Source organism: Flavobacterium sp. (genome assembly GCF_017985075.1).
Lineage (GTDB): Bacteria > Bacteroidota > Bacteroidia > Flavobacteriales > Flavobacteriaceae > Flavobacterium.
Genome location: NZ_JAGNYF010000008.1, coordinates 21,754 through 43,996, shown reverse-complemented (window position 1 = coordinate 43,996; position 22,243 = coordinate 21,754). Strand labels below are relative to the sequence as shown.

Sequence of the window (22,243 nt, the reverse complement as noted above, 5' to 3'; positions counted from 1 at the left end):
CCAAAACCCAATCAATACCCATATTTATTCTTCCATCTGTTTTTTAAAAACTGACGAATTTCCTTTTCCCTGGCGTTTTCACCTGGTTCAAAAAAAGTGGTTTCAGAAATTTCGGTTGGTAAAAATTCCTGTTCAGCAAAATTATTGGCAAAATCGTGTGAATATTTGTATTCCTCGCCATAACCTAATTCCTTCATTAATTTTGTCGGCGCATTTCGTAAATGAATCGGAACGGGTAAATCACCAGTTTGTTTTACTACTTGTTGGGCTTTTCCAATGGCCATATAACTGGCATTACTCTTTGCGGAAGTGGCTAAATAAATCGCACATTGACTTAAAATAATTCTACTTTCTGGATAGCCAATTGTACTCACCGCCTGAAAAGCATTATTCGCCATTATAAATGCTGTTGGATTGGCGTTTCCAATGTCTTCACTTGATAAAATCAACATTCTACGCGCGATAAATTTAACATCTTCGCCACCTTCAATCATTCGGGCTAACCAATAAACCGCCCCATTTGGGTCGCTTCCACGAATTGATTTTATAAATGCCGAAACAATATCATAATGTTGTTCACCTGTTTTATCGTACAATACTGTATTTTTTTGAACCAATTGCATTACCTTTTCATTAGTAATTTCGATAGTATTGCCTTCTGTGGCATTAATTACTAATTCGAATACGTTTAGTAGTTTTCTACCATCACCACCTGATAATCTTAGTAAGGCTTCTGTTTCAATTAAACTAATATTTTTAGTTTTTAGATAGTCGTCTGACGCAATTGCTCGGTGTAAAATATTTTCTAAATCTTCTTTTGTAAACGCATTTAAAACATATACCTGACATCGTGACAAAAGTGCAGGTATGACTTCAAAACTTGGGTTTTCAGTAGTGGCGCCAATTAAAGTTATCCAGCCTTTTTCTACTGCCGCTAAAAGCGAATCTTGTTGCGATTTGCTAAAACGATGAATCTCGTCAATAAATAAAATAGGATTTTTTGCTGTGAATAAACCACCGCTTTGTTTAGCTTTTTCAATAACATCCCTAATGTCTTTTACACCTGAATTAATAGCACTCAACTCGTAAAACGGGCATTTACTTTCCTGTGCCATAATTTGTGCCAAGGTAGTTTTTCCCGTTCCTGGAGGCCCCCATAAAATTAAACTCGGAATAATTCCTTTCTCAATTTGTTGGGTTAACGAGCCACTTTTGCCAATTAAATGCGATTGACTAATATATTCCGATAAAGTTTTCGGACGAATTCGTTCTGCTAAAGGTATTGTCATAAAGCAAATTTAAACAATGCAATCTTCTCAAACAATTTTTTTTAATTTTAATATGATATGCCAAATTTTCATATCTTGTACTTTGGCTTCATTTTTGACTTTTCTTAAATATGATTAAATCGTCTATAGATAAAAATTTTTATTTTTCACTTTCCGTGCTGCTATTTCCGTTACTCTTTGTAATGTTGTTATGGATCACGTATTATTTGAATTTGCATTATTTTCCAGAATTGTATCAATACGGAATTTTACCCAAAACGGTTAAAGGTTTACGTGGTATTCCGTTACATATTTTTATTCACGGAAATTTCAAACATTTACTTAATAATTCTATCCCGATTTTCTTTTTGGTAATGGCTTTGAAATACTTTTACCGCCAACAGTTTTTTAAAGTATTATTTTTAGGTATATTATTTACAGGCTTTGGAACGTGGCTTTTGGGTAGTAACTCGTATCACATTGGTGCAAGTGGATTGGTGTATTGTTTGGTGAGTTTTATTTTTTTTAAAGGAATTTTAACCAAATATTACCGATTAGTCGCCTTGTCATTAACCATCGTATTATTATATGGCGGAATTATATGGTATATGTTTCCCAATGCAGAAACGTTAAATGGAGGCGTATCTTGGGAAGGACATTTTGCTGGTTTTGTAACGGGTTTGATTATGGGAATTTTTATAAAAACACCTCAATTTTTGGCACCAATTTTTTATGATTGGGAACATCCTGATTTTGATCCAACAGACAAACCTTTCTTTAAACAATTTGACGAAAACGGCAATTTTATAAATCCACCAAAACCTGAAATTGTAGAAGAAACAGAAGTAGATTCGTATTTTAAATCATCAGTAAAGGTGATTTATGATTTTTTGAAAATGAAAAATTAGATAATTGACTAATTTTCAAATTGCCTAATTAAACAAGACGCTGTCTAACAACTTCATATAAAAAAGCACCACATGCAACGGAAACATTTAAAGATTCAATAGTTCCATACATTGGTAATTTTGCTTTTTCATCAACCACTTTTAAAACTGAAGGGTTTACACCGCGTTCTTCGTTACCCATAATAATGGCTACAGGAACTTTAAAATCGATGTCATAAATGGTGTTTTCAGTTTTTTCTGTAGCAGCTACGGTTTTGATGTCGCAACTTTGTAAATGAAAAACGGCATCCTTAATATGATCTACTTTACAAATTGGAATATTAAAAACAGCACCTGCGCTTGTTTTTACAGTATCGCCGTTAACTGGAGCAGAACCTTGTTTTTGAACAATAATTCCATTAACGCCAACACATTCAGCTGTTCTAATAATCGCACCAAAGTTTCTCGCATCAGATAATTGGTCTAAAATTAAAAACAAAGGCGTTTTACCACTTTCTAAAGTTTGTTCAATTAAAGTATCTAAATCGTGAAAAGCAATTGGCGAAATAGTTGCCACAGCTCCTTGATGATTTAAAGAAGTAAAACGATTCAGTTTTTCTACAGGTACATAGCTAAAATTGACATTATTTGCCTTTATAGCTTTCATTAAATCTTTCATTAAGTCGCCCTGAGCTTCTTTCTGAATAAATACTTTATCTATAACTGCGCCCGAATGTATGGCTTCAATAATGGCTCTAATTCCAAAAATCTGATTGTCGTTTTTCATAGGTGCAAATATAGGTAAGTTTATTCAAATTTATTTTAAAAATACGTTTTAAAACTAATTTGAACTATAGAATTTGAGAGTTTTATGGTTTGGTTTCCTGTATTTCCATTGGCATACACTAAATTAAATAAGCCTCCATTGCTTAGTAACCCAAAACCAAAACCCAGTCCGTAAAGTTGGTCTTCGGTATTATTGGCTTTATCTTGATAATATCCGAAATCAGTAATACTGTAAAAATATAAATTGGGAGAAGCGACATATCGGTATTCGGCAAAAAGACCAGTAAATACGTTTCCTTGTAGGCTGTTTTCGTTAAAACCTCTTATGGATTGAATGCCTCCAAATCGATACAATTCATTAGTGAAATAATCATTGCTTTGAAGATAATAGGTATCTATTTTAATATGAATAACGTTTTTTTTGTTGAGTTCGAGCAATTTTTGCAGTTGAATTTGAGCAAAAAACTGATTCGTTTTTATAGCGCTTGTTGTTCGGTTGCCTATTCCGAATTTTGTAAAAACGGTAAATTTATCTGGAAATAAAGAATCGTCAAAACTAACTTTTTTATGTTCAAAAACAGAAGTAATAAATGTGGATTTTAAATCTTTAATGGTAGATGATGCTATTTTTTGAATGGCTTCCGAAACATTATCTTTATACCCAAGAAAAACTTTTGTATTGTAATTTATCATATAGCCCAAATCAAAATCAAAACTACTATTTTGAAAAATGGTGTCTTGTTTAAAGATTCTTAAATTTGATTTCAACGCCATCGGACTTTTAAAAATATAGGCTAAATCTAAATTCACATTGAACGTGCTTTGTTTGTTTCCGTCATTTTTCCAATACAAATTAAAGCGCTCTCCAGAATTTAAGTTATTGTATAAATTTAAATCCAAATAGCCATTAAATTGTAATTTCTGAGTGGTTTCTTTATTTCCAAATCCTAAAAAACCATCAAAAGTGTTGTTTTTCCTTTTTTCAAGATACAAATATACTTTTGTAGAATCTGTGGTGAGTAAAACTTCTGGATACTTTATTTGCGATACAAAAGGCAAAGCATTAAAATCGGAATGAATTTTTTTAATAACGTCTTTGTTAAAAGGTTTAGCATTGTATTTTCTTAAAAAAACTTTTTTAATACCTTCTGGAAATTGGCTGTATCCTTGAAAAACCAATTGGTTGATCTTTCTAATTTTGTTTACATCCACCAATAAGTTTGCCTGCAGTTGATTATTTGATTTTATGAAATTATCTAATTTAATTTTCGATTGGGCAAAACCGTTTCTTTCAAGAATATCTAATTTTTCATTTATGAAATTTTCTGTATTTGAAAGTGGAATGATTTCAGATTTGGTTAGGTTTAATAACGCTTTAATTTCATTAGAAAGATGTTCGGTTTTAATTTCAATATTTCGTGTTAGATTTCCTAATCTATATATAAAGGTAAAGCTACTATCGTTGATTTTTTTGGTTTCAAGCAATTCATTTTCAATATAGCCAATTGTTAGTATGGTTTCATTAAATTTTTTTTGAGCTTCCAGAATGCTTTTTATTTCAGTATGTTTTTTAATGTAGCCAATACTATCAATTATTTTATTTTCAGTTGAAGAACTTCCTTCAATTTTTAAATAAAATTGCTGACCATATATATAAGGAGTAATAAAAAAAATAAAAAACAAATATTTCATAGCTCAAATATAACGTAATTTTTATAATATTTATTTTGTTGTTTAATTTTAAAAACAACACATATTTATGACTTTGGACATTTTAACTTTAAGACATTTGACAATATCTGGTTATCAAAAAGTTAGAAAATTAAAAATAAATAATATAGAGTTTGGATAATTAAAAATAATTTCTACCTTTGCATCCCTTAAAATAAGGTAACAATAAACAAAGTTTAATTAAAATTTAATTATGCCAACAATTCAGCAGTTAGTTAGAACAGGAAGAACCAAAATAACTAAGAAGAGTAAATCGGCGGCTTTAGATTCATGTCCTCAAAGAAGAGGTGTATGTACTCGTGTTTACACAACGACTCCAAAAAAACCAAACTCAGCAATGAGAAAGGTAGCTAGGGTTCGTTTAACAAACGGAAACGAAGTAAATGCATACATTCCTGGAGAGGGGCATAATTTACAAGAGCACTCGATAGTATTAGTTAGAGGTGGAAGGGTAAAAGATTTACCAGGAGTTAGATACCACATTGTGCGTGGTGCTTTAGACACCGCAGGTGTTAAAGACAGAACACAACGTAGATCTAAATACGGTACAAAACGCCCTAAAGAAGCAGCTAAAAAGTAATTATTTAACACTTTTAAAGAAAAGACATGAGAAAAAGACAGGCCAAAAAAAGACCTCTTTTGCCAGATCCAAAATTCAACGATCAGTTGGTAACACGTTTCGTAAACAACTTAATGTGGGATGGTAAAAAATCAGTTGCTTTTAAAGTATTTTATGATGCTTTAGATATAGTTGAGACAAAAAAACAAGATGCAGAGAAATCAGCATTAGAAATTTGGAAAGATGCATTAACAAATGTTATGCCTCACGTAGAAGTACGTTCACGTAGAGTGGGTGGAGCTACATTCCAAATCCCTATGCAAATTCGCCCAGATAGAAAAGTATCTATGGCAATTAAATGGTTGATTCTTTACACAAGAAGAAGAAATGAAAAATCTATGGCTGGTAAATTAGCTGCAGAAATTTTAGCAGCGGCCAAAGAAGAAGGTGCAGCAGTTAAGAAAAGAATGGATACTCACAAAATGGCAGATGCTAATAAAGCATTCTCTCACTTTAGATTTTAATTCGTACAGAAATGGCTAGAGATTTAAAATTCACGAGAAATATTGGTATTGCTGCGCACATTGATGCGGGTAAAACTACAACTACAGAACGTATTTTGTTCTACACTGGGAAATCACACAAAATTGGTGAAGTACATGATGGTGCTGCAACAATGGACTGGATGGCACAAGAGCAAGAAAGAGGTATTACAATTACTTCTGCTGCTACAACTTGTGAATGGAATTTTCCAACAGAGCAAGGTAAGGTATTGCCAACTTCGGAATCTTACCACTTTAATATTATTGATACTCCAGGACACGTTGATTTTACTGTTGAAGTAAATAGATCTTTACGTGTATTGGATGGTTTAGTTTTCTTATTTAGTGCAGTGGACGGTGTAGAACCACAATCTGAAACGAACTGGAGATTAGCGGATCAATATAGAGTTCCAAGAATGGGATTCGTAAACAAAATGGACCGTCAAGGTTCTAACTTCTTGATGGTATGTCAGCAAGTTAGAGATATGTTAAAATCTAATGCAGTGGCAATTACATTGCCAATTGGTGAAGAAAACGACTTTAAAGGTGTTGTTGATTTAGTGAAAAACCAAGCTATCGTTTGGCATGATGCTACTCAAGGTGCTACTTTTGATATTGTTGATATTCCAGCTGATATGGTTGCTGAAGTAAAAGAGTATAGAGATATTCTTATTGAAGCAGTTGCTGATTATGATGAAAACTTACTTGATAAATACATGGAAGATCCAGATTCTATCACAGAAGAAGAAATCAACAATGCGTTGAGAGCTGCTACTATGGATATGGCTATTATTCCTATGATTGCAGGTTCATCTTTCAAAAACAAAGGAGTTCAATTCATGTTAGATGCAGTATGTAAATACTTACCATCTCCAATGGATAAAGAAGGTATTACGGGAATTCACCCTGATGATGCTGAATTATTAGAAGAAGATCAGACTAAAATATTACGTAAGCCAGATGTTAAAGAGCCATTCGCAGCTTTAGCATTTAAAATTGCTACTGACCCATTCGTAGGTCGTTTAGCATTCTTCCGTGCTTACTCAGGTCGTTTAGATGCTGGTTCTTATGTGTTAAATACACGTTCTGGAAGTAAAGAAAGAATTTCTCGTATCTATCAAATGCACGCTAACAAACAAAATCCAATCGAATATATTGAGGCTGGAGATATTGGAGCGGCAGTTGGTTTTAAAGATATCAAAACTGGAGATACATTGTGTGATGAAAAACACCCAATTATTCTTGAGTCAATGAAATTCCCTGCGCCAGTAATTGGTATCGCTATTGAACCAAAAACTAAAGCGGATGTTGATAAAATGGGTATGGCTTTAGCTAAATTAGCTGAAGAAGATCCAACATTTACAGTAAGAACTGATGAAGCTTCAGGACAAACTATTATTTCAGGAATGGGTGAGTTACACTTAGATATTCTTGTAGATAGAATGAAACGTGAATTCAAAGTTGAAGTAAACCAAGGTGAGCCTCAAGTTGAATACAAAGAAGCTTTTACAAAAACTGCAACACACAGAGAAACATACAAAAAACAATCTGGAGGTCGTGGTAAATTCGGTGATATCGTATTTACATTAGAACCTGCTGATGAAGTGGACGGTAAAATTCCAAAAGGATTACAGTTTATCAATGCAGTAAAAGGTGGTAACGTTCCTAAAGAATATATCCCTTCTGTTGAAAAAGGTTTCCGTGAAGCTATGAAAACAGGTCCTTTAGCAGGATACCAAGTAGATAGTTTAAAAGTAACATTAACTGATGGATCTTTTCACCCTGTGGATTCAGATGCTCTTTCTTTCGAATTAGCAGCTAGAATGGGGTATAGAGAAGTAGCAAAAGCTGCTGGAGCTATCGTATTAGAGCCTATCATGAAAATGGAAGTTATTACACCAGAAGAAAACATGGGAGATATCGTAGGAGATATTAACCGTCGTAGAGGTCAGGTGAATGACATGGGTGACAGAAATGGAGCTAAAACTATCAAAGCAGATGTACCATTATCAGAAATGTTCGGTTATGTAACTACATTAAGAACATTGTCTTCAGGTAGAGCAACTTCAACTATGGAGTTCTCACACTACGCTGAAACACCTGCTAATATTTCAGAAGCGGTAATTAAAAAAGCAAAAGGTAACGCTTAATTCTTAAGAAAATGAGTCAAAAAATCAGAATAAAATTGAAATCTTACGATCACATGTTGGTAGACAAGTCTGCTGAAAAGATTGTAAAAACTGTAAAGAGCACAGGTGCTGTAGTAACGGGTCCAATTCCATTACCAACACACAAAAGAATTTTTACAGTATTACGTTCTCCACACGTAAACAAAAAATCTAGAGAGCAGTTTGAATTAATGTCATACAAAAGACTTCTAGATATTTATAGTTCTTCTTCAAAAACGATTGATGCGTTAATGAAATTAGAATTACCAAGTGGTGTTGAAGTAGAAATTAAAGTATAACTTTATTTCAATATAATTAAAAAACCGAGTTGAAATACTACTCGGTTTTTTTATATTCTCAAGGGAAAAATACTAGATTTTTGTTGTTTTTAAAAATAAGTTAACATTTATTTTTGAGAATAATAAAATATTTATATATTTGCACCCTTGAAAAAATTCAGCAATCGTGCTGAAAATCAATGTTTAATTAAATAAAATGTATTTATGTCTGGGTTAATCGGAAGAAAAATCGGTATGACTAGCATCTTTGACGAGAATGGAAAAAACGTTCCATGTACTGTTATTGAAGCTGGACCATGCGTTGTGACCCAAGTCAGAACCAATGCAGTTGATGGGTATGAAGCCCTTCAATTAGGTTTCGATGACAAAACTGAAAAGCATACAGTAAAAGCTGAAGAAGGTCACTTCAAGAAAGCTGGAACTGCTGCTAAGAAGAAAGTTGTTGAATTCCATGGTTTTGATGAGGAGTTTAAGTTAGGAGATTCAATTGATGTAAACTTATTCACTGAAGGTGAATTTGTTGACGTTGTTGGAACTTCAAAAGGTAAAGGATTTCAAGGTGTTGTAAAACGTCATGGTTTCGGTGGGGTAGGTCAAGCCACTCACGGTCAACATAATCGTTTACGTGCGCCAGGATCTGTTGGAGCGTCATCTTATCCTTCTAGAGTATTCAAAGGAATGAGAATGGCAGGAAGAATGGGTGGAGATAATGTAACAGTTCAAAACTTAAAAGTATTGAAAGTTGTTGCAGAGAAAAATCTTTTAGTAATTAAAGGGTGTGTACCAGGGTGCAAAAACTCTTATGTAATCATTCAGAAGTAATGGAAGTAAAAGTTTTAGATATCAACGGAAAAGAAACAGGTCGTAAAGTAAATCTTGACGATACCGTTTTCGCTATAGAACCTAACAAACATGCTGTATATTTAGATGTTAAGCAATACTTGGCTAACCAAAGACAAGGAACGCATAAAGCTAAAGAAAGAGCTGAAGTTGCAGGTAGTACACGTAAAATTAAAAAACAAAAAGGTACAGGTACTGCTCGTGCAGGATCAAAAAAATCTCCTTTATTTAAAGGTGGTGGTACTGTTTTTGGACCAAGACCAAGAAGTTATTCATTCAAATTGAATAAAAACTTAAAAAGATTAGCACGTAAATCTGCTTTTTCTATAAAGGCTTTGGAATCAAATATTCTTGTTGTTGAAGATTTTACTTTCGACGCGCCAAACACTAAAAAATTCATTAATGTATTGAGTTCTTTAGGGTTAGAAAACAAAAAATCTCTATTTATATTAGGTGATACAAATAAAAATGTATATTTGTCGTCGCGTAATTTAAAAACAACTTCTGTTGTAACTAGTTCTGAATTAAGTACTTATGCTATTTTAAATGCAAAAAGTTTAGTTCTTTTAGAAGGTTCAATTGAAGCGATAGAAGCTAATTTAAGTAAATAATTCAGATCATGAGTGTTATTATCAAGCCAATTGTAACTGAAAAGTTAACTAAAGATGGTGAAGTTTTTAACCGTTTTGGTTTTATAGTTGAAAAAACAGCTAATAAAGTACAAATCAAAAAAGCTGTTGAAGCAGCATTTGGTATTACTGTAGTTGCTGTAAGAACAATGAACTATAGAGCTGATAGAAGTGTAAAATACACTAAAAGCGGATTAATCAGTGGAAAAACAAATGCTTACAAAAAAGCAGTTGTTCAAGTTAAAGAAGGAGAATCGATAGATTTTTATACTAATATCTAATATACAACAATGTCAGTTAGAAAATTAAAACCTATTACCCCAGGTCAGCGTTTTAGAGTTGTAAATAGCTTTGACACTATTACAACTGATAAGCCGGAGCGTTCATTGATCGCACCGAAAAAAAACTCTGGAGGTAGAAATAGTCAAGGAAAAATGACCATGCGTTATACAGGTGGTGGTCATAAACAAAAGTATCGTATTATTGATTTTAAAAGAACAAAAGCTGGAATTCCTGCTAATGTGAAAACAATCGAATACGATCCAAACCGTTCAGCATTCATCTCATTATTATATTATGCAGATGGAGCAAAAACTTACGTTATTGCACAGAATGGTTTACAAGTTGGGCAAACTATAGTTTCTGGAGAAGATGCTTCACCAGAAATTGGAAATGCGTTACCTTTAAGTAAAATTCCATTAGGAACAGTTATTTCTTGTATCGAATTAAGACCTGGACAAGGTGCAGTTATTGCACGTTCGGCAGGTACATTTGCTCAGTTAATGGCTAGAGATGGAAAATATGCAACAATTAAAATGCCTTCAGGAGAAACAAGATTAATCTTGTTAACTTGCTCGGCTACAATTGGAGCAGTATCTAACTCTGACCACCAATTAGTAGTATCTGGTAAAGCAGGTAGAACTAGATGGTTAGGAAGAAGACCTAGAACAAGACCAGTAGCTATGAACCCAGTTGATCACCCTATGGGAGGTGGAGAAGGACGCTCTTCAGGAGGTCACCCACGTTCAAGAAAAGGTTTACCAGCTAAAGGTTATAGAACTCGTTCTAAGGTTAACCCGAGTAACAAGTATATTGTAGAACGTAGAAAGAAATAATAAGATATGGCACGTTCATTAAAAAAAGGACCATTTGTACACTTTAAATTAGAGAAAAAAGTACAAGAGAATATAGAAGGTGGTAATAAAAATGTTGTGAAGACTTGGTCTAGAGCATCTATGATTATTCCAGATTTTGTAGGACAAACTATCGCTGTTCACAATGGCCGTCAATTTGTTCCAGTTTATGTAACTGAGAATATGGTTGGTCATAAATTAGGAGAATTCTCACCAACAAGATCTTTTAGAGGTCACGCGGGTGCGAAAAATAAAGGTAAAAAATAAGAAGTCATGGGAGTTCGTAAAAGAGAAGCAGCTGACGCAAGAAAAGAAGCTAATAAGCAAATTGCGTTTGCAAAGTTAAATAACTGCCCTTCTTCACCAAGAAAAATGCGCTTAGTTGCGGATCAAGTAAGAGGTCAGAAGGTAGAAAATGCTCTTAATATATTAAGATTCAGTCCAAAAGAAGCTTCAAAAAAATTAGAGAAATTAGTTTTATCAGCTATCGCCAATTGGTCAGCTAAAAACGAAGGATCTAGTATGGAAGACGCTGGCTTATTTATTAAAGAGATTAGAGTTGATGGTGGTATGATGTTAAAAAGATTACGTCCTGCACCTCAAGGTAGAGCACACAGAATTAGAAAACGTTCTAATCACGTAACCGTGGTTTTAGGAGCTATCAATAACACACAAAGTAATTAATTAACAGTATGGGACAAAAGACAAATCCAATAGGAAACAGACTTGGTATCATCAGAGGATGGGACTCAAACTGGTATGGTGGAAATGATTACGGTGATAAAATCGCCGAAGATTATAAAATCAGAAAGTATATCCATGCACGTTTAACGAAAGCTAGTGTATCAAAAATAATTATCGAGAGAACTTTAAAACTTGTAACCGTTACTATCACTACTGCTAGACCTGGTATTATTATCGGAAAAGGCGGACAAGAGGTAGACAAGTTAAAAGAAGAACTTAAGAAAATTACAGATAAGGAAATTCAAATCAACATTTTCGAAATCAAAAGACCTGAATTAGATGCTTACTTAGTCGGTAACTCTATCGCTCGTCAAATCGAAAGTCGTATTTCTTACAGAAGAGCTATCAAAATGGCTATCGCAGCAGCAATGAGAATGAACGCAGAAGGAATTAAGGTTCTTATTTCTGGTCGTTTAAATGGTGCAGAGATGGCGCGTTCTGAAGGTTTCAAAGAAGGAAGAATTCCATTATCAACTTTCAGAGCAGACATTGATTATGCATTATCTGAAGCACATACTACTTATGGTAGAATGGGTATCAAAGTATGGATAATGAAGGGTGAAGTTTATGGTAAAAGAGATTTATCTCCGTTAGTAGGTATGGACAAAAAAGGTCCAAAATCTTCTGAAAGAGGTGGTTTTGATTCAAAAGGAAAAGGCGGTAAACCAGCTCCACGCAAAAGAAAGTAATTTTTTAAATTAAAGACAAAATGTTACAACCTAAAAGAACAAAATATCGTAAGGTACAAAAGGGAAGAATGAAAGGAAACTCTCAAAGAGGGCACATCCTTTCAAACGGAATGTTTGGTATTAAATCTATGGATTCTTCTTTTATCACGTCTCGTCAAATTGAAGCATCTCGTATTGCTGCAACTCGTTACATGAAAAGAGAGGGTCAATTATGGATTAAAATATTTCCAGACAAACCTATTACAAAGAAACCACTTGAGGTACGTATGGGTAAAGGAAAAGGAGCAGTCGAATATTGGGCTGCTGTTGTAAAACCAGGAAAAATTATGTTTGAAGTAGGTGGAGTGCCTATCTCAGTAGCTAAAGAGGCGTTACGTCTTGCAGCACAAAAACTTCCTGTAAAAACTAAGTTTATCGTTGCTAGAGATTTCGAAGCATAATAAAAATTAATTATGAAACAATCTGAAATAAAAAATCTATCTGTAGCTGACTTACAAGCAAAGCTTGTTCAGGTAAAGAAAACGTATAACGACCTTAAAATGGCTCATGCTATTTCTCCAATCGAGAATCCGCTTCAAATGAGAACATTAAGAAGATCAGTGGCAAGAATTGCTACTGAAATTACTAAAAGAGAGTTACAATAATTGTATTCTGCTGAAAGATGGAAAAAAGAAATTTAAGAAAAGAAAGAGTTGGTGTTGTTACTAGTAATAAAATGGATAAATCTATTGTTATTTCAGAAACAAAAAGAGTAAAACACCCTATGTATGGTAAGTTCGTGTTGAAAACTAAGAAATATGTTGCACACGACGAAACAAACGACTGTAATATTGGTGATACTGTAAGAATTAGCGAAACGCGTCCTTTAAGTAAAACAAAATGTTGGAGATTAGTTGAAATCATTGAAAGAGCTAAGTAATTATGGTACAACAAGAATCAAGATTAAAAGTAGCAGATAACACGGGAGCAAAAGAAGTTTTAACTATCCGTGTTCTAGGTGGAACGAAACGTCGTTACGCATCTGTAGGTGATAAAATTGTAGTTTCAATCAAAGATGCAGCTCCTAACAGTAATGTTAAAAAAGGATCTGTTTCAACTGCAGTTGTAATACGTACCAAAAAAGAAGTGAGAAGAGCCGATGGTTCATACATTAGATTTGATGATAACGCTTGCGTATTATTAAATGCTGGTGGTGAAATGAGAGGTACTCGTGTTTTTGGTCCAGTAGCAAGAGAACTTCGTGAAAAACAATTCATGAAAATTGTATCATTAGCACCTGAGGTGCTTTAATTCTCAAAGAAATGATGAAAATTAAAATAAAATCAGGAGACCTAGTAAGAGTTAATGCTGGTGATCATAAAGGACAAGAAGGTAAAGTTTTACGAGTAATTCGCGATAAAAACAAAGCTGTTGTGGAAGGATTAAACATGGTTTCAAAACATACGAAACCAAGTGCAAAAAGCCCACAAGGTGGAATCGTGAAAAAAGAAGCTCCTATCCATATTTCTAATTTAGCATTAGTAGACTCTAAAACTAAAGAGACTTCTAAAGTAGGATTTAGAATGGATGGAGAAACAAAAGTAAGATTTTCAAAAAAATCTAATCAAGTTATATAGTTATGGGATACTTACCAAGACTAAAGGAAGAATATAAAAGCAGAATAGTTGCTGCTTTGAAAGAAGAATTTGGTTACAAAAATGTAATGCAAGTTCCAAAATTGGAAAAAATTGTTATTAGCCGTGGTGTAGGTGCTGCTGTGTCTGACAAAAAATTAGTAGATTATGCTGTTGATGAGTTAACTAAAATTACTGGTCAAAAAGCTGTTGCTACAATTTCAAAGAAAGACGTTGCATCATTTAAACTAAGAAAAGGTATGCCTATTGGTGCTAAAGTTACTTTACGTGGTGAAAGAATGTATGAGTTTTTAGATAGACTTATTACATCATCTTTACCTCGTGTAAGAGATTTTGGTGGAATTAAATCTACAGGATTTGATGGTAGAGGTAATTATAACTTAGGAGTTTTAGAACAAATCATTTTTCCTGAAATTGATATTGATAAAGTAAACAAAATTTCTGGAATGGATATTACTTTTGTTACTTCTGCTCAAACAGATAAAGAAGCAAAATCATTATTAACTGAATTAGGTTTACCTTTCAAAAAGAACTAAGTTATGGCTAAAGAATCAATGAAAGCCCGTGAGGTTAAAAGACAAGCTGTTGTAGATAAATATGCTGAAAAAAGAAAAGCTTTGAAAAAAGCCGGAGATTATGAAGCATTACAAAAATTACCTAAAAACGCTTCGCCAATTCGTTTACACAATCGTTGTAAATTAACTGGTAGACCAAGAGGGTACATGCGTCAATTTGGTCTTTCACGTGTAACATTCCGTGAAATGGCAAATCAAGGTTTAATACCAGGAGTTAAAAAAGCTTCTTGGTAATCTCGCAAAAAGTTATTACTTTTGCAAACCAAAAAATAATTTTAATTGATTAAAGGTTCAGGAAGCGAGTGCTTCCTGAAAACCATAATCGCAATTTTATACATATGTATACAGATCCAATTGCCGATTATCTTACTAGAGTAAGAAACGCAGCAAGAGTAAATCACAAAGTGGTTGAAATTCCTGCTTCGAACTTGAAAAAAGAAATCACAAAGATTTTATTCGATCAAGGATATATCTTAAGTTACAAATTTGAAGATGCTACCGTACAAGGTACTATCAAAATTGCTTTAAAGTATGATAAAGATACTAAAGAGTCAGTAATTAGAGATATCCAAAGAATTAGTAAACCAGGTTTACGTAAGTACGCAAGTTCTACAAACATCCCAAGAATTTTAAATGGTTTAGGTATTGCTATCGTGTCAACTTCTAAAGGAGTTATGACTGGTAAAATGGCTAAGCAGTTAAATGTAGGTGGTGAAGTAATTTGTTACGTATACTAATTTTAAAGACTATATAAGATGTCAAGAATAGGTAAAAATCCAATTGCAATTCCAGCAGGAGTAACTGTAGAAGTGAAAGACGCTGTAGTTACAGTAAAAGGAAAATTAGGCGAGCTTACTCAGGAATATTCTGATGTAACGATCAAAATTGAAGATAACAATGTTATCGTTGAACGTGCAACAGATCATAAGAATGAGAGAGCGAAACACGGACTTTATCGTTCATTAATCAATAACATGATTATTGGAGTAGCAGAAGGTTTCACAAAACAATTAGAATTAGTTGGAGTAGGATATAGAGCATCAAACCAAGGGCAAAAATTAGATTTAGCTTTAGGTTTTTCACACAATATCGTACTAGAAGTAGTATCTGAAGTAAATGTTGAAACAATCTCGGAAAAAGGTAAAAATCCGATAGTGAAATTAACTTCATTTGACAAACAATTATTAGGACAGGTTGCTGCTAAAATCAGAGCTTTCCGTAAACCAGAACCGTACAAAGGTAAAGGTGTTAAGTTTGTTGGTGAGGAAGTAAGAAGAAAAGCAGGTAAATCAGCTTAAAATATAAAGTTATGTCATTAACAAAATCTGAAAGAAGACAAAGAATACAGTTCAGAATCAGAAAGACTGTAAGCGGAACTGCTGCTCAACCTAGACTTTCTGTTTTTAGAAGTAATAAGGAAATCTATGCGCAAATCATAGATGATGTAAACGGTGTTACTTTAGTTTCTGCTTCATCGAGAGATAAAGGAGTTACTACAGGTACTAAAATCGAAACTGCAAGCGCAGTTGGTAAATTGATCGCTGAAAAAGCGCTTAAAGCTGGTGTTTCTACTATCACTTTTGATAGAGGAGGAAACTTATACCATGGACGTGTAAAATCGTTAGCTGAAGGAGCTAGAGAAGCGGGACTTAAATTCTAAGGTATGTATCAAAATTATAAAAACGTAGAATTAGTGAAACCAGCAGGTCTTGAATTAAAAGATCGTTTGGTTAGTGTTAATCGTGTTACTAAAGTAACTAAAGGTGGTAGAGCTTTTGGTTTTTCAGCTATTGTTGTAGTTGGAGATGAAAACGGAGTAGTAGGTCACGGTTTAGGAAAATCTAAAGATGTTTCTGAAGCAATTGCGAAAGCAGTAGAAGATGCTAAGAAAAATTTAGTAAAAATTCCTTTAAGTGGACAATCTGTTCCTCATGAGCAAAAAGGTAAATTTGGTGGTGCTAGAGTATTCTTAATGCCAGCTTCACACGGTACTGGAGTTATCGCTGGTGGTGCTGTACGTGCGGTATTAGAATCAGTTGGTGTACACGATGTATTATCTAAATCTCAAGGTTCATCAAATCCTCACAACGTTGTAAAAGCAACTTTTGATGCTTTGTTACAAATGAGAAGTGCTCTTACTGTTGCAAAACAAAGAGGAGTATCTTTAGATAAAGTATTTAAAGGATAAATCAAGGAGATATGAAAATATTAGTAAAACAAGTTAGAAGTAAAATCAACTGTCCATTAGACCAAAAGAGAACATTAATCGCTCTTGGTATTAGAAAAATGGGTCAAGTTGTTGAGCACGATGCAAGTCCTGCTGTCCTTGGAATGGTAAATAAAGTTAAACACTTAGTTTCTGTAGAAGAAACTAAATAACAATACATGTTATGAATTTAAGTAATTTACAACCAGCAGAAGGTTCTGTTCACAACCAAAACAAAAGAGTAGGTAGAGGTGAAGGATCTGGTAAAGGTGGAACCTCAACAAGAGGTCACAAAGGAGCCAAATCTCGTTCTGGTTATTCAAAGAAAATTGGTTTTGAAGGAGGTCAAATGCCTCTTCAACGAAGAGTACCAAAATTTGGTTTCAAAAACATCAATAGAGTAGAATATCAAGGTATAAATCTTGATACTTTACAAGGTTTAGTAGAAAACGGTGTAATCTCAGAAGCTGTAGATTTTACAGTATTTGTAGATACACGTTTGGCTACCAAAAATAGCTTAGTAAAGATTTTAGGAAGAGGTGAGCTAAAAACAAAATTAAAAGTTAGTGCTCACAAATTTACTGCAACTGCAAAAGCGGCTATCGAGGCTGCTGGAGGAGAAGTAGTAATTCTTTAATTATCATTACTATGAAGAAATTTATAGAATCATTTATCAATGTTTGGAAAATAGAAGAACTAAAAAATAAAATTTTAGTTACTCTTGGAATTTTACTTGTGTATCGTTTTGGTTCACAAGTAACATTACCAGGTATTGATTCAACAAAATTGCAAAGTCTTTCTAATCAAACAGAAGGTGGAATTGGTTGGTTAATTAATGTGTTTACAGGTGGTGCTTTCTCGGAAGCTTCTATCTTCGCATTGGGAATTATGCCTTACATCTCTGCATCGATTGTAGTTCAATTAATGGGAATTGCTATTCCTTATTTACAAAAACTTCAAAAAGATGGTGAAAGTGGTAGAAAAACGCTTAACCAAATTACACGTTGGTTAACAATTGCAATTACTTTAGTGCAAGGTCCAGGTTATATTTTTAATTTAAAACAAACCTTACCTGCTGAAGCATTTGTAAATCCTGATTTCTTTACTTTCTTCCCTCTATTTGGGTCCGTATTAATCATCGTTTCGGGAACTATTTTCGCAATGTGGTTAGGAGAAAGAATAACAGAAAAAGGAATTGGTAATGGAATATCGTTATTAATTATGGTAGGAATTTTAGCTAGAATGCCTGAAGCATTTATGCAAGAATTTGCAACTGCAATTAACAATGGTGGTCCAATGAAGATCATTATAGAAATAATTATTTGGTTATTAGTTATTATAGCTACAATATTATTAGTAATGGCTTTGAGAAAAGTTCAGGTTCAATATGCAAGAAGATCAGTTTCTGGCGATTTCGAATCGGATTCAATGGATGATAATAGACAATTTATCCCATTAAAATTGAATTCTGCAGGTGTTATGCCAATTATTTTTGCGCAAGCAATTATGTTTATACCTGCTGCATTAGCTGGATTATCTAAGTCTGACACGGCTTTAAGCATTTCAAATATGTTTAAAGATCCATTTGGTTTAGTTTATAATGTGGTTTTTGCTTTATTAATTGTTATTTTTACGTATTTTTACACCGCTATTACGGTGCCAACAAATAAAATGGCAGACGACTTAAAGAGAAGTGGAGGTTTCATTCCAGGTATTAAACCAGGTGCAGAAACAGGAGATTTCTTAGATAAGTTAATGTCGCTAATCACATTTCCAGGTTCATTATTCTTGGCTTTAATTGCAGTGTTCCCTGCTATTATCCACGGATTGTTAGATGTTCAAGGTGCATGGGCTTACTTTTATGGTGGTACTTCGTTAATTATTATGGTCGGAGTTGCAATCGATACGATTCAACAAATCAATTCATACTTGTTAAACAAACATTATGATGGTTTAATGAAAAGTGGTAAAAATAGAAAAGCTGTCGCTTAATTAATTATGGCAAAACAATCAGCAATAGAACAAGACGGAAGCATTGTAGAAGCATTATCTAATGCAATGTTTCGAGTGGAATTAGAAAACGGACATGTTGTAATTGCTCACATCTCAGGTAAAATGCGTATGCATTACATTAAGTTGTTACCAGGAGACAAGGTTAAACTTGAAATGAGCCCTTATGATTTGTCTAAAGCTAGAATTACTTATAGATATTAAATAAGCAATAGGCGATACGCAGTGAGCAATAAGCTTAAAGCATAAAGCATATAGCATAAAGCAAATTAAGATGAAAGTAAGAGCATCAGTTAAAAAAAGAAGCGCAGAATGTATTATCGTGCGTAGAAAAGGAAGATTATACGTTATTAACAAAAAGAATCCTAGATTTAAACAAAGACAAGGATAATTATGGCAAGAATAGCAGGGGTTGATATCCCAAAAAACAAAAGAGGAGTTATCGCTTTAACATACATTTTTGGTATGGGTAAAAGTAGAGCTATTGAGGTTTTAGAAAAAGCCAAAGTAAGCCAAGATAAAAAAGTATCTGATTGGAATGATGACGAAATCGGAGCAATCCGTGAAGCGGTTTCATCATTTAAAATCGAAGGTGAATTACGTTCAGAAATAACATTAAACATCAAACGTTTAATGGATATTGGATGTCAAAGAGGTATTCGCCACAGAGCGGGATTACCTTTAAGAGGTCAAAGAACGAAAAACAATTCGAGAACAAGAAAAGGTAAAAGAAAAACTGTTGCTAACAAGAAAAAAGCAACTAAATAGTAAGTAATATGGCTAAGGCAACTACAAAAAAACGTAAAGTTATAATAGAGTCTTCTGGAGAAGCACATATTAGCGCTACTTTCAACAACATCATTATTTCCTTGACAAACAAGAAAGGTGAAGTTATTTCTTGGTCATCAGCTGGTAAAATGGGTTTCAGAGGTTCTAAAAAGAACACTCCATACGCTGCCCAAATGGCTGCTGAAGATTGTGGAAAAGTAGCTCTTGAAGCTGGACTTAAAAAAGTAAAAGTTTACGTAAAAGGTCCAGGAAATGGTAGAGAATCTGCTATTAGATCAATCCATAACAGTGGAATTGAAGTAACTGAAATTATTGATGTTACTCCAATGCCTCATAATGGATGTCGTCCTCCAAAGAGAAGAAGAGTATAACAATTAGTATAAAACAAAGGTAGGAATTTAGATTATCGAAGGAAAGACCTTAATTCATAATCCCTACCTTAAATTAAAATTTGTAAAATGGCAAGATATACTGGTCCAAAAACAAGAATCGCCCGTAAGTTTGGTGAAGCAATTTTCGGAGAAGATAAAGCTTTCGAAAGAAGAAATTATCCTCCTGGTCAACATGGTTTGGCAAAAAGAAGAGGTAAAAAATCTGAATATGCTGTCCAGTTAATGGAAAAGCAAAAAGCGAAATATACCTATGGTATTTTAGAGCGTCAGTTCAGAAATTTATTTGAAAAAGCAGCTGCTGCTTCAGGTGTAACAGGTGAAATCTTGTTACAACTTTGTGAAGCTCGTTTAGATAATGTAGTTTACAGAATGGGTATTGCACCTACTCGTAGATCTGCTCGTCAATTCGTTTCTCACAGACATATCACAGTAAATGGTGAATTGGTAAATGTACCTTCTTACCATTTAAAACCTGGCGATATTGTTGCAGTACGTGAAAAATCTAAATCTCTTGAAGCAATTGAAAGCTCTTTAGCTAATAATTCTTCTGTATATGAGTGGATTACTTGGAATAATGATACGAAACAAGGTACGTTTGTAACGGTTCCTCAAAGACTTCAAATTCCAGAAAATATTAAAGAGCAACTAATCGTTGAGTTGTATAACAAATAATAATTGACATTAGTCGAAGATATGGCAATATTTAATTTTCAAAAGCCCGATAAAGTTATCATGATCGATTCAACCGATTTTGAAGGTAAATTCGAATTTAGACCTTTAGAACCTGGTTATGGATTGACAGTTGGTAACGCTTTAAGAAGAGTTTTACTTTCTGCATTGGAAGGTTTTGCTATTACATCTGTAAGAATAGAAGGGGTTGAACATGAATTTTCAACAATTTCTGGTGTAGTAGAAGATGTAACTGAAATTATCTTAAATCTGAAACAAGTACGTTTTAAACGTCAAATTGAAGATGTAGATAACGAATCAGTTTCTATCTCTCTTTCTGGTAAAGATCAAATTACAGCTGGTGATTTCCAAAAATTTATTTCTGGTTTTCAAGTTTTAAATCCAGATTTAGTAATTTGTAATTTAGACAGCAAAACAACTATCAACATGGAACTTTCTATCGAAAAAGGTAGAGGATATGTTCCTGCTGAAGAAAATAAAAAACCAAATGCTCCTATTGGAACAATTTTTACAGACTCTATTTATACGCCTGTAAAAAATGTGAAGTATTCTATTGAAAACTTCCGTGTTGAACAAAAAACAGATTACGAAAAATTAGTTTTCGAAATCAAAACTGATGGTTCAATAAATCCAAAAGACGCATTAACAGAAGCAGCTAAAACGTTGATTCACCATTTTATGTTGTTTTCTGACGAAAGAATCACACTAGAGGCTGATGAAATTGCTCAAACTGAATCATATGATGAAGAATCATTACATATGAGACAACTATTGAAAACTAAATTAGTTGATATGGATTTATCAGTTAGAGCATTAAACTGCTTAAAAGCGGCTGAAGTTGACACTTTAGGAGACTTAGTTTCTTTCAACAAAAACGATTTAATGAAATTCCGTAATTTCGGTAAAAAATCTCTAACTGAATTAGATGAGTTAGTGGCGAATAAAAACCTTACATTCGGAATGGATTTAGCAAAATACAAATTAGATAAAGAATAATTCATTCATATTTTGCTCTCCAAAGCGGATTGATGCAAGATGAAGATAAAATAATTACGTCATGAGACACGGAAAAAAATTCAATCATTTAAGTAGACAAACAGGTCATAGAAAAGCAATGCTTGCTAATATGGCATGTTCTCTAATTGAACACAAGCGTATCAATACAACTGTTGCAAAAGCAAAAGCTTTAAAACAATTTATTGAGCCTCTTGTAACAAAATCAAAAGAAGATACAACGCACAACAGACGTATTTGTTTTTCTTATTTAAGAAGTAAATATGCTGTTACTGAATTGTTCAGAGAAGTAGCTGATAAAGTAGCGGATCGTCCAGGAGGTTATACTCGTATTATTAAGTTAGGAAACCGTTTAGGGGATAACGCTGATATGGCTATGATTGAACTAGTAGATTTTAATACTATTTATTCAACTGCTAAAAAAGAAGTTAAAAAAGCATCTACTCGTAGAGGTAAATCTAAAAAAGCAGATGAAACTGTAGCGGAAACTCCTGCTGCTGAATCAACTGATACAACAGAAGCTTCTGAATAATCATGAAACGATTGATTTAAAATAATTAAAAAAGGATAAACAAATTTTTGTTTATCCTTTTTTTTTATAAATACTATAACGTAATTTTGCAATATAAATAAGGTAACTCAAAATTTGATGCTTATC

General features: G+C 33.4%; 36 protein-coding genes. 33 read left to right on the top strand and 3 right to left on the bottom strand.

What is annotated here, in order from left to right:
• Positions 1-11: 11 nt before the first annotated feature.
• Positions 12-1,289, bottom strand: a complete 1,278-nt coding sequence (locus KA468_RS03225) for a replication-associated recombination protein A (RefSeq protein WP_291241498.1) — start codon at positions 1,287-1,289, stop codon at positions 12-14.
• A 110-nt stretch (positions 1,290-1,399) separates the two neighbouring features.
• On the opposite strand from KA468_RS03225, the gene KA468_RS03220 reads away from it, so the two are divergent.
• Positions 1,400-2,176, top strand: coding sequence for a rhomboid family intramembrane serine protease (locus KA468_RS03220; RefSeq protein WP_291241497.1), 777 nt, complete (start codon positions 1,400-1,402; stop codon positions 2,174-2,176).
• A 28-nt stretch (positions 2,177-2,204) separates the two neighbouring features.
• Here KA468_RS03220 and rlmB read toward each other — a convergent pair whose 3' ends face one another.
• Positions 2,205-2,942, bottom strand: a complete 738-nt coding sequence (gene rlmB / locus KA468_RS03215; RefSeq protein WP_291241496.1) for a 23S rRNA (guanosine(2251)-2'-O)-methyltransferase RlmB — start codon at positions 2,940-2,942, stop codon at positions 2,205-2,207.
• 35 nt (positions 2,943-2,977) lie between these two features.
• Entirely contained in the window at positions 2,978-4,633 is a 1,656-nt protein-coding gene (locus KA468_RS03210; RefSeq protein WP_291241495.1) for a hypothetical protein, read from the bottom strand.
• A 232-nt stretch (positions 4,634-4,865) separates the two neighbouring features.
• On the opposite strand from KA468_RS03210, the gene rpsL reads away from it, so the two are divergent.
• The 32 genes from rpsL (at position 4,866) to rplQ (ending at position 22,117) form a co-directional block, all read left to right on the top strand.
• A complete protein-coding gene (rpsL, locus tag KA468_RS03205) occupies positions 4,866-5,252 on the top strand; it encodes a 30S ribosomal protein S12 (RefSeq protein WP_091314384.1) in 387 nt (128 codons plus the stop codon).
• Positions 5,253-5,278: 26 nt separating this feature from the next.
• The gene (rpsG, locus tag KA468_RS03200; RefSeq protein ID WP_091314380.1) at positions 5,279-5,755 is read left to right on the top strand and encodes a 30S ribosomal protein S7; all 477 of its coding nucleotides are present in this window, start codon (positions 5,279-5,281) and stop codon (positions 5,753-5,755) included.
• An 11-nt stretch (positions 5,756-5,766) separates the two neighbouring features.
• Positions 5,767-7,923 (top strand): elongation factor G, encoded by a 2,157-nt coding sequence (gene fusA / locus KA468_RS03195; protein WP_291241494.1) that lies wholly within the window; start codon positions 5,767-5,769, stop codon positions 7,921-7,923.
• An 11-nt stretch (positions 7,924-7,934) separates the two neighbouring features.
• Positions 7,935-8,240, top strand: coding sequence for a 30S ribosomal protein S10 (rpsJ, locus tag KA468_RS03190; RefSeq protein ID WP_091314374.1), 306 nt, complete (start codon positions 7,935-7,937; stop codon positions 8,238-8,240).
• Positions 8,241-8,444: 204 nt separating this feature from the next.
• Entirely contained in the window at positions 8,445-9,062 is a 618-nt protein-coding gene (gene rplC, locus KA468_RS03185) for a 50S ribosomal protein L3 (protein ID WP_291241493.1), read from the top strand.
• Positions 9,062-9,691: a 50S ribosomal protein L4 gene (gene rplD, locus KA468_RS03180; RefSeq protein ID WP_291241492.1), complete on the top strand. Its 630-nt coding sequence runs from the start codon at positions 9,062-9,064 to the stop codon at positions 9,689-9,691. The genes rplC and rplD overlap by 1 nt, the downstream gene beginning before the upstream one ends.
• Before the next feature lie 8 nt (positions 9,692-9,699).
• On the top strand, positions 9,700-9,990 hold the full coding sequence (rplW, locus tag KA468_RS03175) for a 50S ribosomal protein L23 (RefSeq protein ID WP_091314362.1): 291 nt from the start codon (positions 9,700-9,702) through the stop codon (positions 9,988-9,990).
• Positions 9,991-9,999: 9 nt separating this feature from the next.
• Positions 10,000-10,824, top strand: coding sequence for a 50S ribosomal protein L2 (gene rplB, locus KA468_RS03170; RefSeq protein ID WP_291241491.1), 825 nt, complete (start codon positions 10,000-10,002; stop codon positions 10,822-10,824).
• Positions 10,825-10,830: 6 nt separating this feature from the next.
• Entirely contained in the window at positions 10,831-11,109 is a 279-nt protein-coding gene (gene rpsS / locus KA468_RS03165) for a 30S ribosomal protein S19 (protein ID WP_091314356.1), read from the top strand.
• Positions 11,110-11,115: 6 nt separating this feature from the next.
• Entirely contained in the window at positions 11,116-11,526 is a 411-nt protein-coding gene (gene rplV, locus KA468_RS03160) for a 50S ribosomal protein L22 (RefSeq protein WP_091314353.1), read from the top strand.
• Positions 11,527-11,534: 8 nt separating this feature from the next.
• Positions 11,535-12,275, top strand: coding sequence for a 30S ribosomal protein S3 (gene rpsC / locus KA468_RS03155; RefSeq protein WP_166077005.1), 741 nt, complete (start codon positions 11,535-11,537; stop codon positions 12,273-12,275).
• Positions 12,276-12,295: 20 nt separating this feature from the next.
• The gene (gene rplP / locus KA468_RS03150) at positions 12,296-12,715 is read left to right on the top strand and encodes a 50S ribosomal protein L16 (RefSeq protein WP_291241490.1); all 420 of its coding nucleotides are present in this window, start codon (positions 12,296-12,298) and stop codon (positions 12,713-12,715) included.
• Positions 12,716-12,727: 12 nt separating this feature from the next.
• Positions 12,728-12,919 (top strand): 50S ribosomal protein L29, encoded by a 192-nt coding sequence (gene rpmC / locus KA468_RS03145; RefSeq protein ID WP_291241489.1) that lies wholly within the window; start codon positions 12,728-12,730, stop codon positions 12,917-12,919.
• 17 nt (positions 12,920-12,936) lie between these two features.
• Complete coding sequence (gene rpsQ / locus KA468_RS03140) at positions 12,937-13,194, top strand: 30S ribosomal protein S17 (protein ID WP_291241488.1); 258 nt, start codon at positions 12,937-12,939, stop codon at positions 13,192-13,194.
• 2 nt (positions 13,195-13,196) lie between these two features.
• Positions 13,197-13,565, top strand: coding sequence for a 50S ribosomal protein L14 (gene rplN / locus KA468_RS03135; protein ID WP_091314332.1), 369 nt, complete (start codon positions 13,197-13,199; stop codon positions 13,563-13,565).
• An 11-nt stretch (positions 13,566-13,576) separates the two neighbouring features.
• Positions 13,577-13,891 carry a 50S ribosomal protein L24 gene (rplX, locus tag KA468_RS03130; protein WP_091314328.1) on the top strand — a complete coding sequence of 105 codons (315 nt, stop codon included), beginning with the start codon at positions 13,577-13,579 and terminating at the stop codon, positions 13,889-13,891.
• Between the two features lie 2 nt (positions 13,892-13,893).
• Positions 13,894-14,445 carry a 50S ribosomal protein L5 gene (gene rplE, locus KA468_RS03125; protein WP_291241487.1) on the top strand — a complete coding sequence of 184 codons (552 nt, stop codon included), beginning with the start codon at positions 13,894-13,896 and terminating at the stop codon, positions 14,443-14,445.
• Between the two features lie 3 nt (positions 14,446-14,448).
• Positions 14,449-14,718, top strand: coding sequence for a 30S ribosomal protein S14 (rpsN, locus tag KA468_RS03120; protein ID WP_091314321.1), 270 nt, complete (start codon positions 14,449-14,451; stop codon positions 14,716-14,718).
• A gap of 104 nt (positions 14,719-14,822) precedes the next feature.
• Positions 14,823-15,221 (top strand): 30S ribosomal protein S8, encoded by a 399-nt coding sequence (gene rpsH, locus KA468_RS03115; RefSeq protein ID WP_291241486.1) that lies wholly within the window; start codon positions 14,823-14,825, stop codon positions 15,219-15,221.
• An 18-nt stretch (positions 15,222-15,239) separates the two neighbouring features.
• Complete coding sequence (gene rplF, locus KA468_RS03110) at positions 15,240-15,782, top strand: 50S ribosomal protein L6 (protein ID WP_291241485.1); 543 nt, start codon at positions 15,240-15,242, stop codon at positions 15,780-15,782.
• Positions 15,783-15,793: 11 nt separating this feature from the next.
• Positions 15,794-16,144 (top strand): 50S ribosomal protein L18, encoded by a 351-nt coding sequence (rplR, locus tag KA468_RS03105; RefSeq protein WP_291241484.1) that lies wholly within the window; start codon positions 15,794-15,796, stop codon positions 16,142-16,144.
• Positions 16,145-16,147: 3 nt separating this feature from the next.
• Positions 16,148-16,672 carry a 30S ribosomal protein S5 gene (gene rpsE / locus KA468_RS03100; RefSeq protein WP_091314308.1) on the top strand — a complete coding sequence of 175 codons (525 nt, stop codon included), beginning with the start codon at positions 16,148-16,150 and terminating at the stop codon, positions 16,670-16,672.
• Positions 16,673-16,683: 11 nt separating this feature from the next.
• Positions 16,684-16,863: a 50S ribosomal protein L30 gene (rpmD, locus tag KA468_RS03095; RefSeq protein WP_091314305.1), complete on the top strand. Its 180-nt coding sequence runs from the start codon at positions 16,684-16,686 to the stop codon at positions 16,861-16,863.
• An 11-nt stretch (positions 16,864-16,874) separates the two neighbouring features.
• Positions 16,875-17,327 (top strand): 50S ribosomal protein L15, encoded by a 453-nt coding sequence (gene rplO / locus KA468_RS03090; RefSeq protein ID WP_291241483.1) that lies wholly within the window; start codon positions 16,875-16,877, stop codon positions 17,325-17,327.
• 11 nt (positions 17,328-17,338) lie between these two features.
• Entirely contained in the window at positions 17,339-18,682 is a 1,344-nt protein-coding gene (secY, locus tag KA468_RS03085) for a preprotein translocase subunit SecY (RefSeq protein WP_291241482.1), read from the top strand.
• Between the two features lie 6 nt (positions 18,683-18,688).
• Positions 18,689-18,904, top strand: coding sequence for a translation initiation factor IF-1 (infA, locus tag KA468_RS03080; RefSeq protein ID WP_091314296.1), 216 nt, complete (start codon positions 18,689-18,691; stop codon positions 18,902-18,904).
• Positions 18,905-18,974: 70 nt separating this feature from the next.
• Positions 18,975-19,091 carry a type B 50S ribosomal protein L36 gene (ykgO, locus tag KA468_RS03075; protein WP_002987490.1) on the top strand — a complete coding sequence of 39 codons (117 nt, stop codon included), beginning with the start codon at positions 18,975-18,977 and terminating at the stop codon, positions 19,089-19,091.
• 2 nt (positions 19,092-19,093) lie between these two features.
• Complete coding sequence (rpsM, locus tag KA468_RS03070; protein WP_291241481.1) at positions 19,094-19,468, top strand: 30S ribosomal protein S13; 375 nt, start codon at positions 19,094-19,096, stop codon at positions 19,466-19,468.
• An 8-nt stretch (positions 19,469-19,476) separates the two neighbouring features.
• On the top strand, positions 19,477-19,860 hold the full coding sequence (gene rpsK, locus KA468_RS03065) for a 30S ribosomal protein S11 (RefSeq protein WP_291241480.1): 384 nt from the start codon (positions 19,477-19,479) through the stop codon (positions 19,858-19,860).
• 87 nt (positions 19,861-19,947) lie between these two features.
• Positions 19,948-20,553, top strand: a complete 606-nt coding sequence (rpsD, locus tag KA468_RS03060; protein ID WP_291241479.1) for a 30S ribosomal protein S4 — start codon at positions 19,948-19,950, stop codon at positions 20,551-20,553.
• A 21-nt stretch (positions 20,554-20,574) separates the two neighbouring features.
• The gene (locus KA468_RS03055; RefSeq protein WP_291241516.1) at positions 20,575-21,567 is read left to right on the top strand and encodes a DNA-directed RNA polymerase subunit alpha; all 993 of its coding nucleotides are present in this window, start codon (positions 20,575-20,577) and stop codon (positions 21,565-21,567) included.
• A gap of 61 nt (positions 21,568-21,628) precedes the next feature.
• The gene (gene rplQ, locus KA468_RS03050) at positions 21,629-22,117 is read left to right on the top strand and encodes a 50S ribosomal protein L17 (protein ID WP_291241478.1); all 489 of its coding nucleotides are present in this window, start codon (positions 21,629-21,631) and stop codon (positions 22,115-22,117) included.
• Positions 22,118-22,243 lie beyond the last annotated feature (126 nt).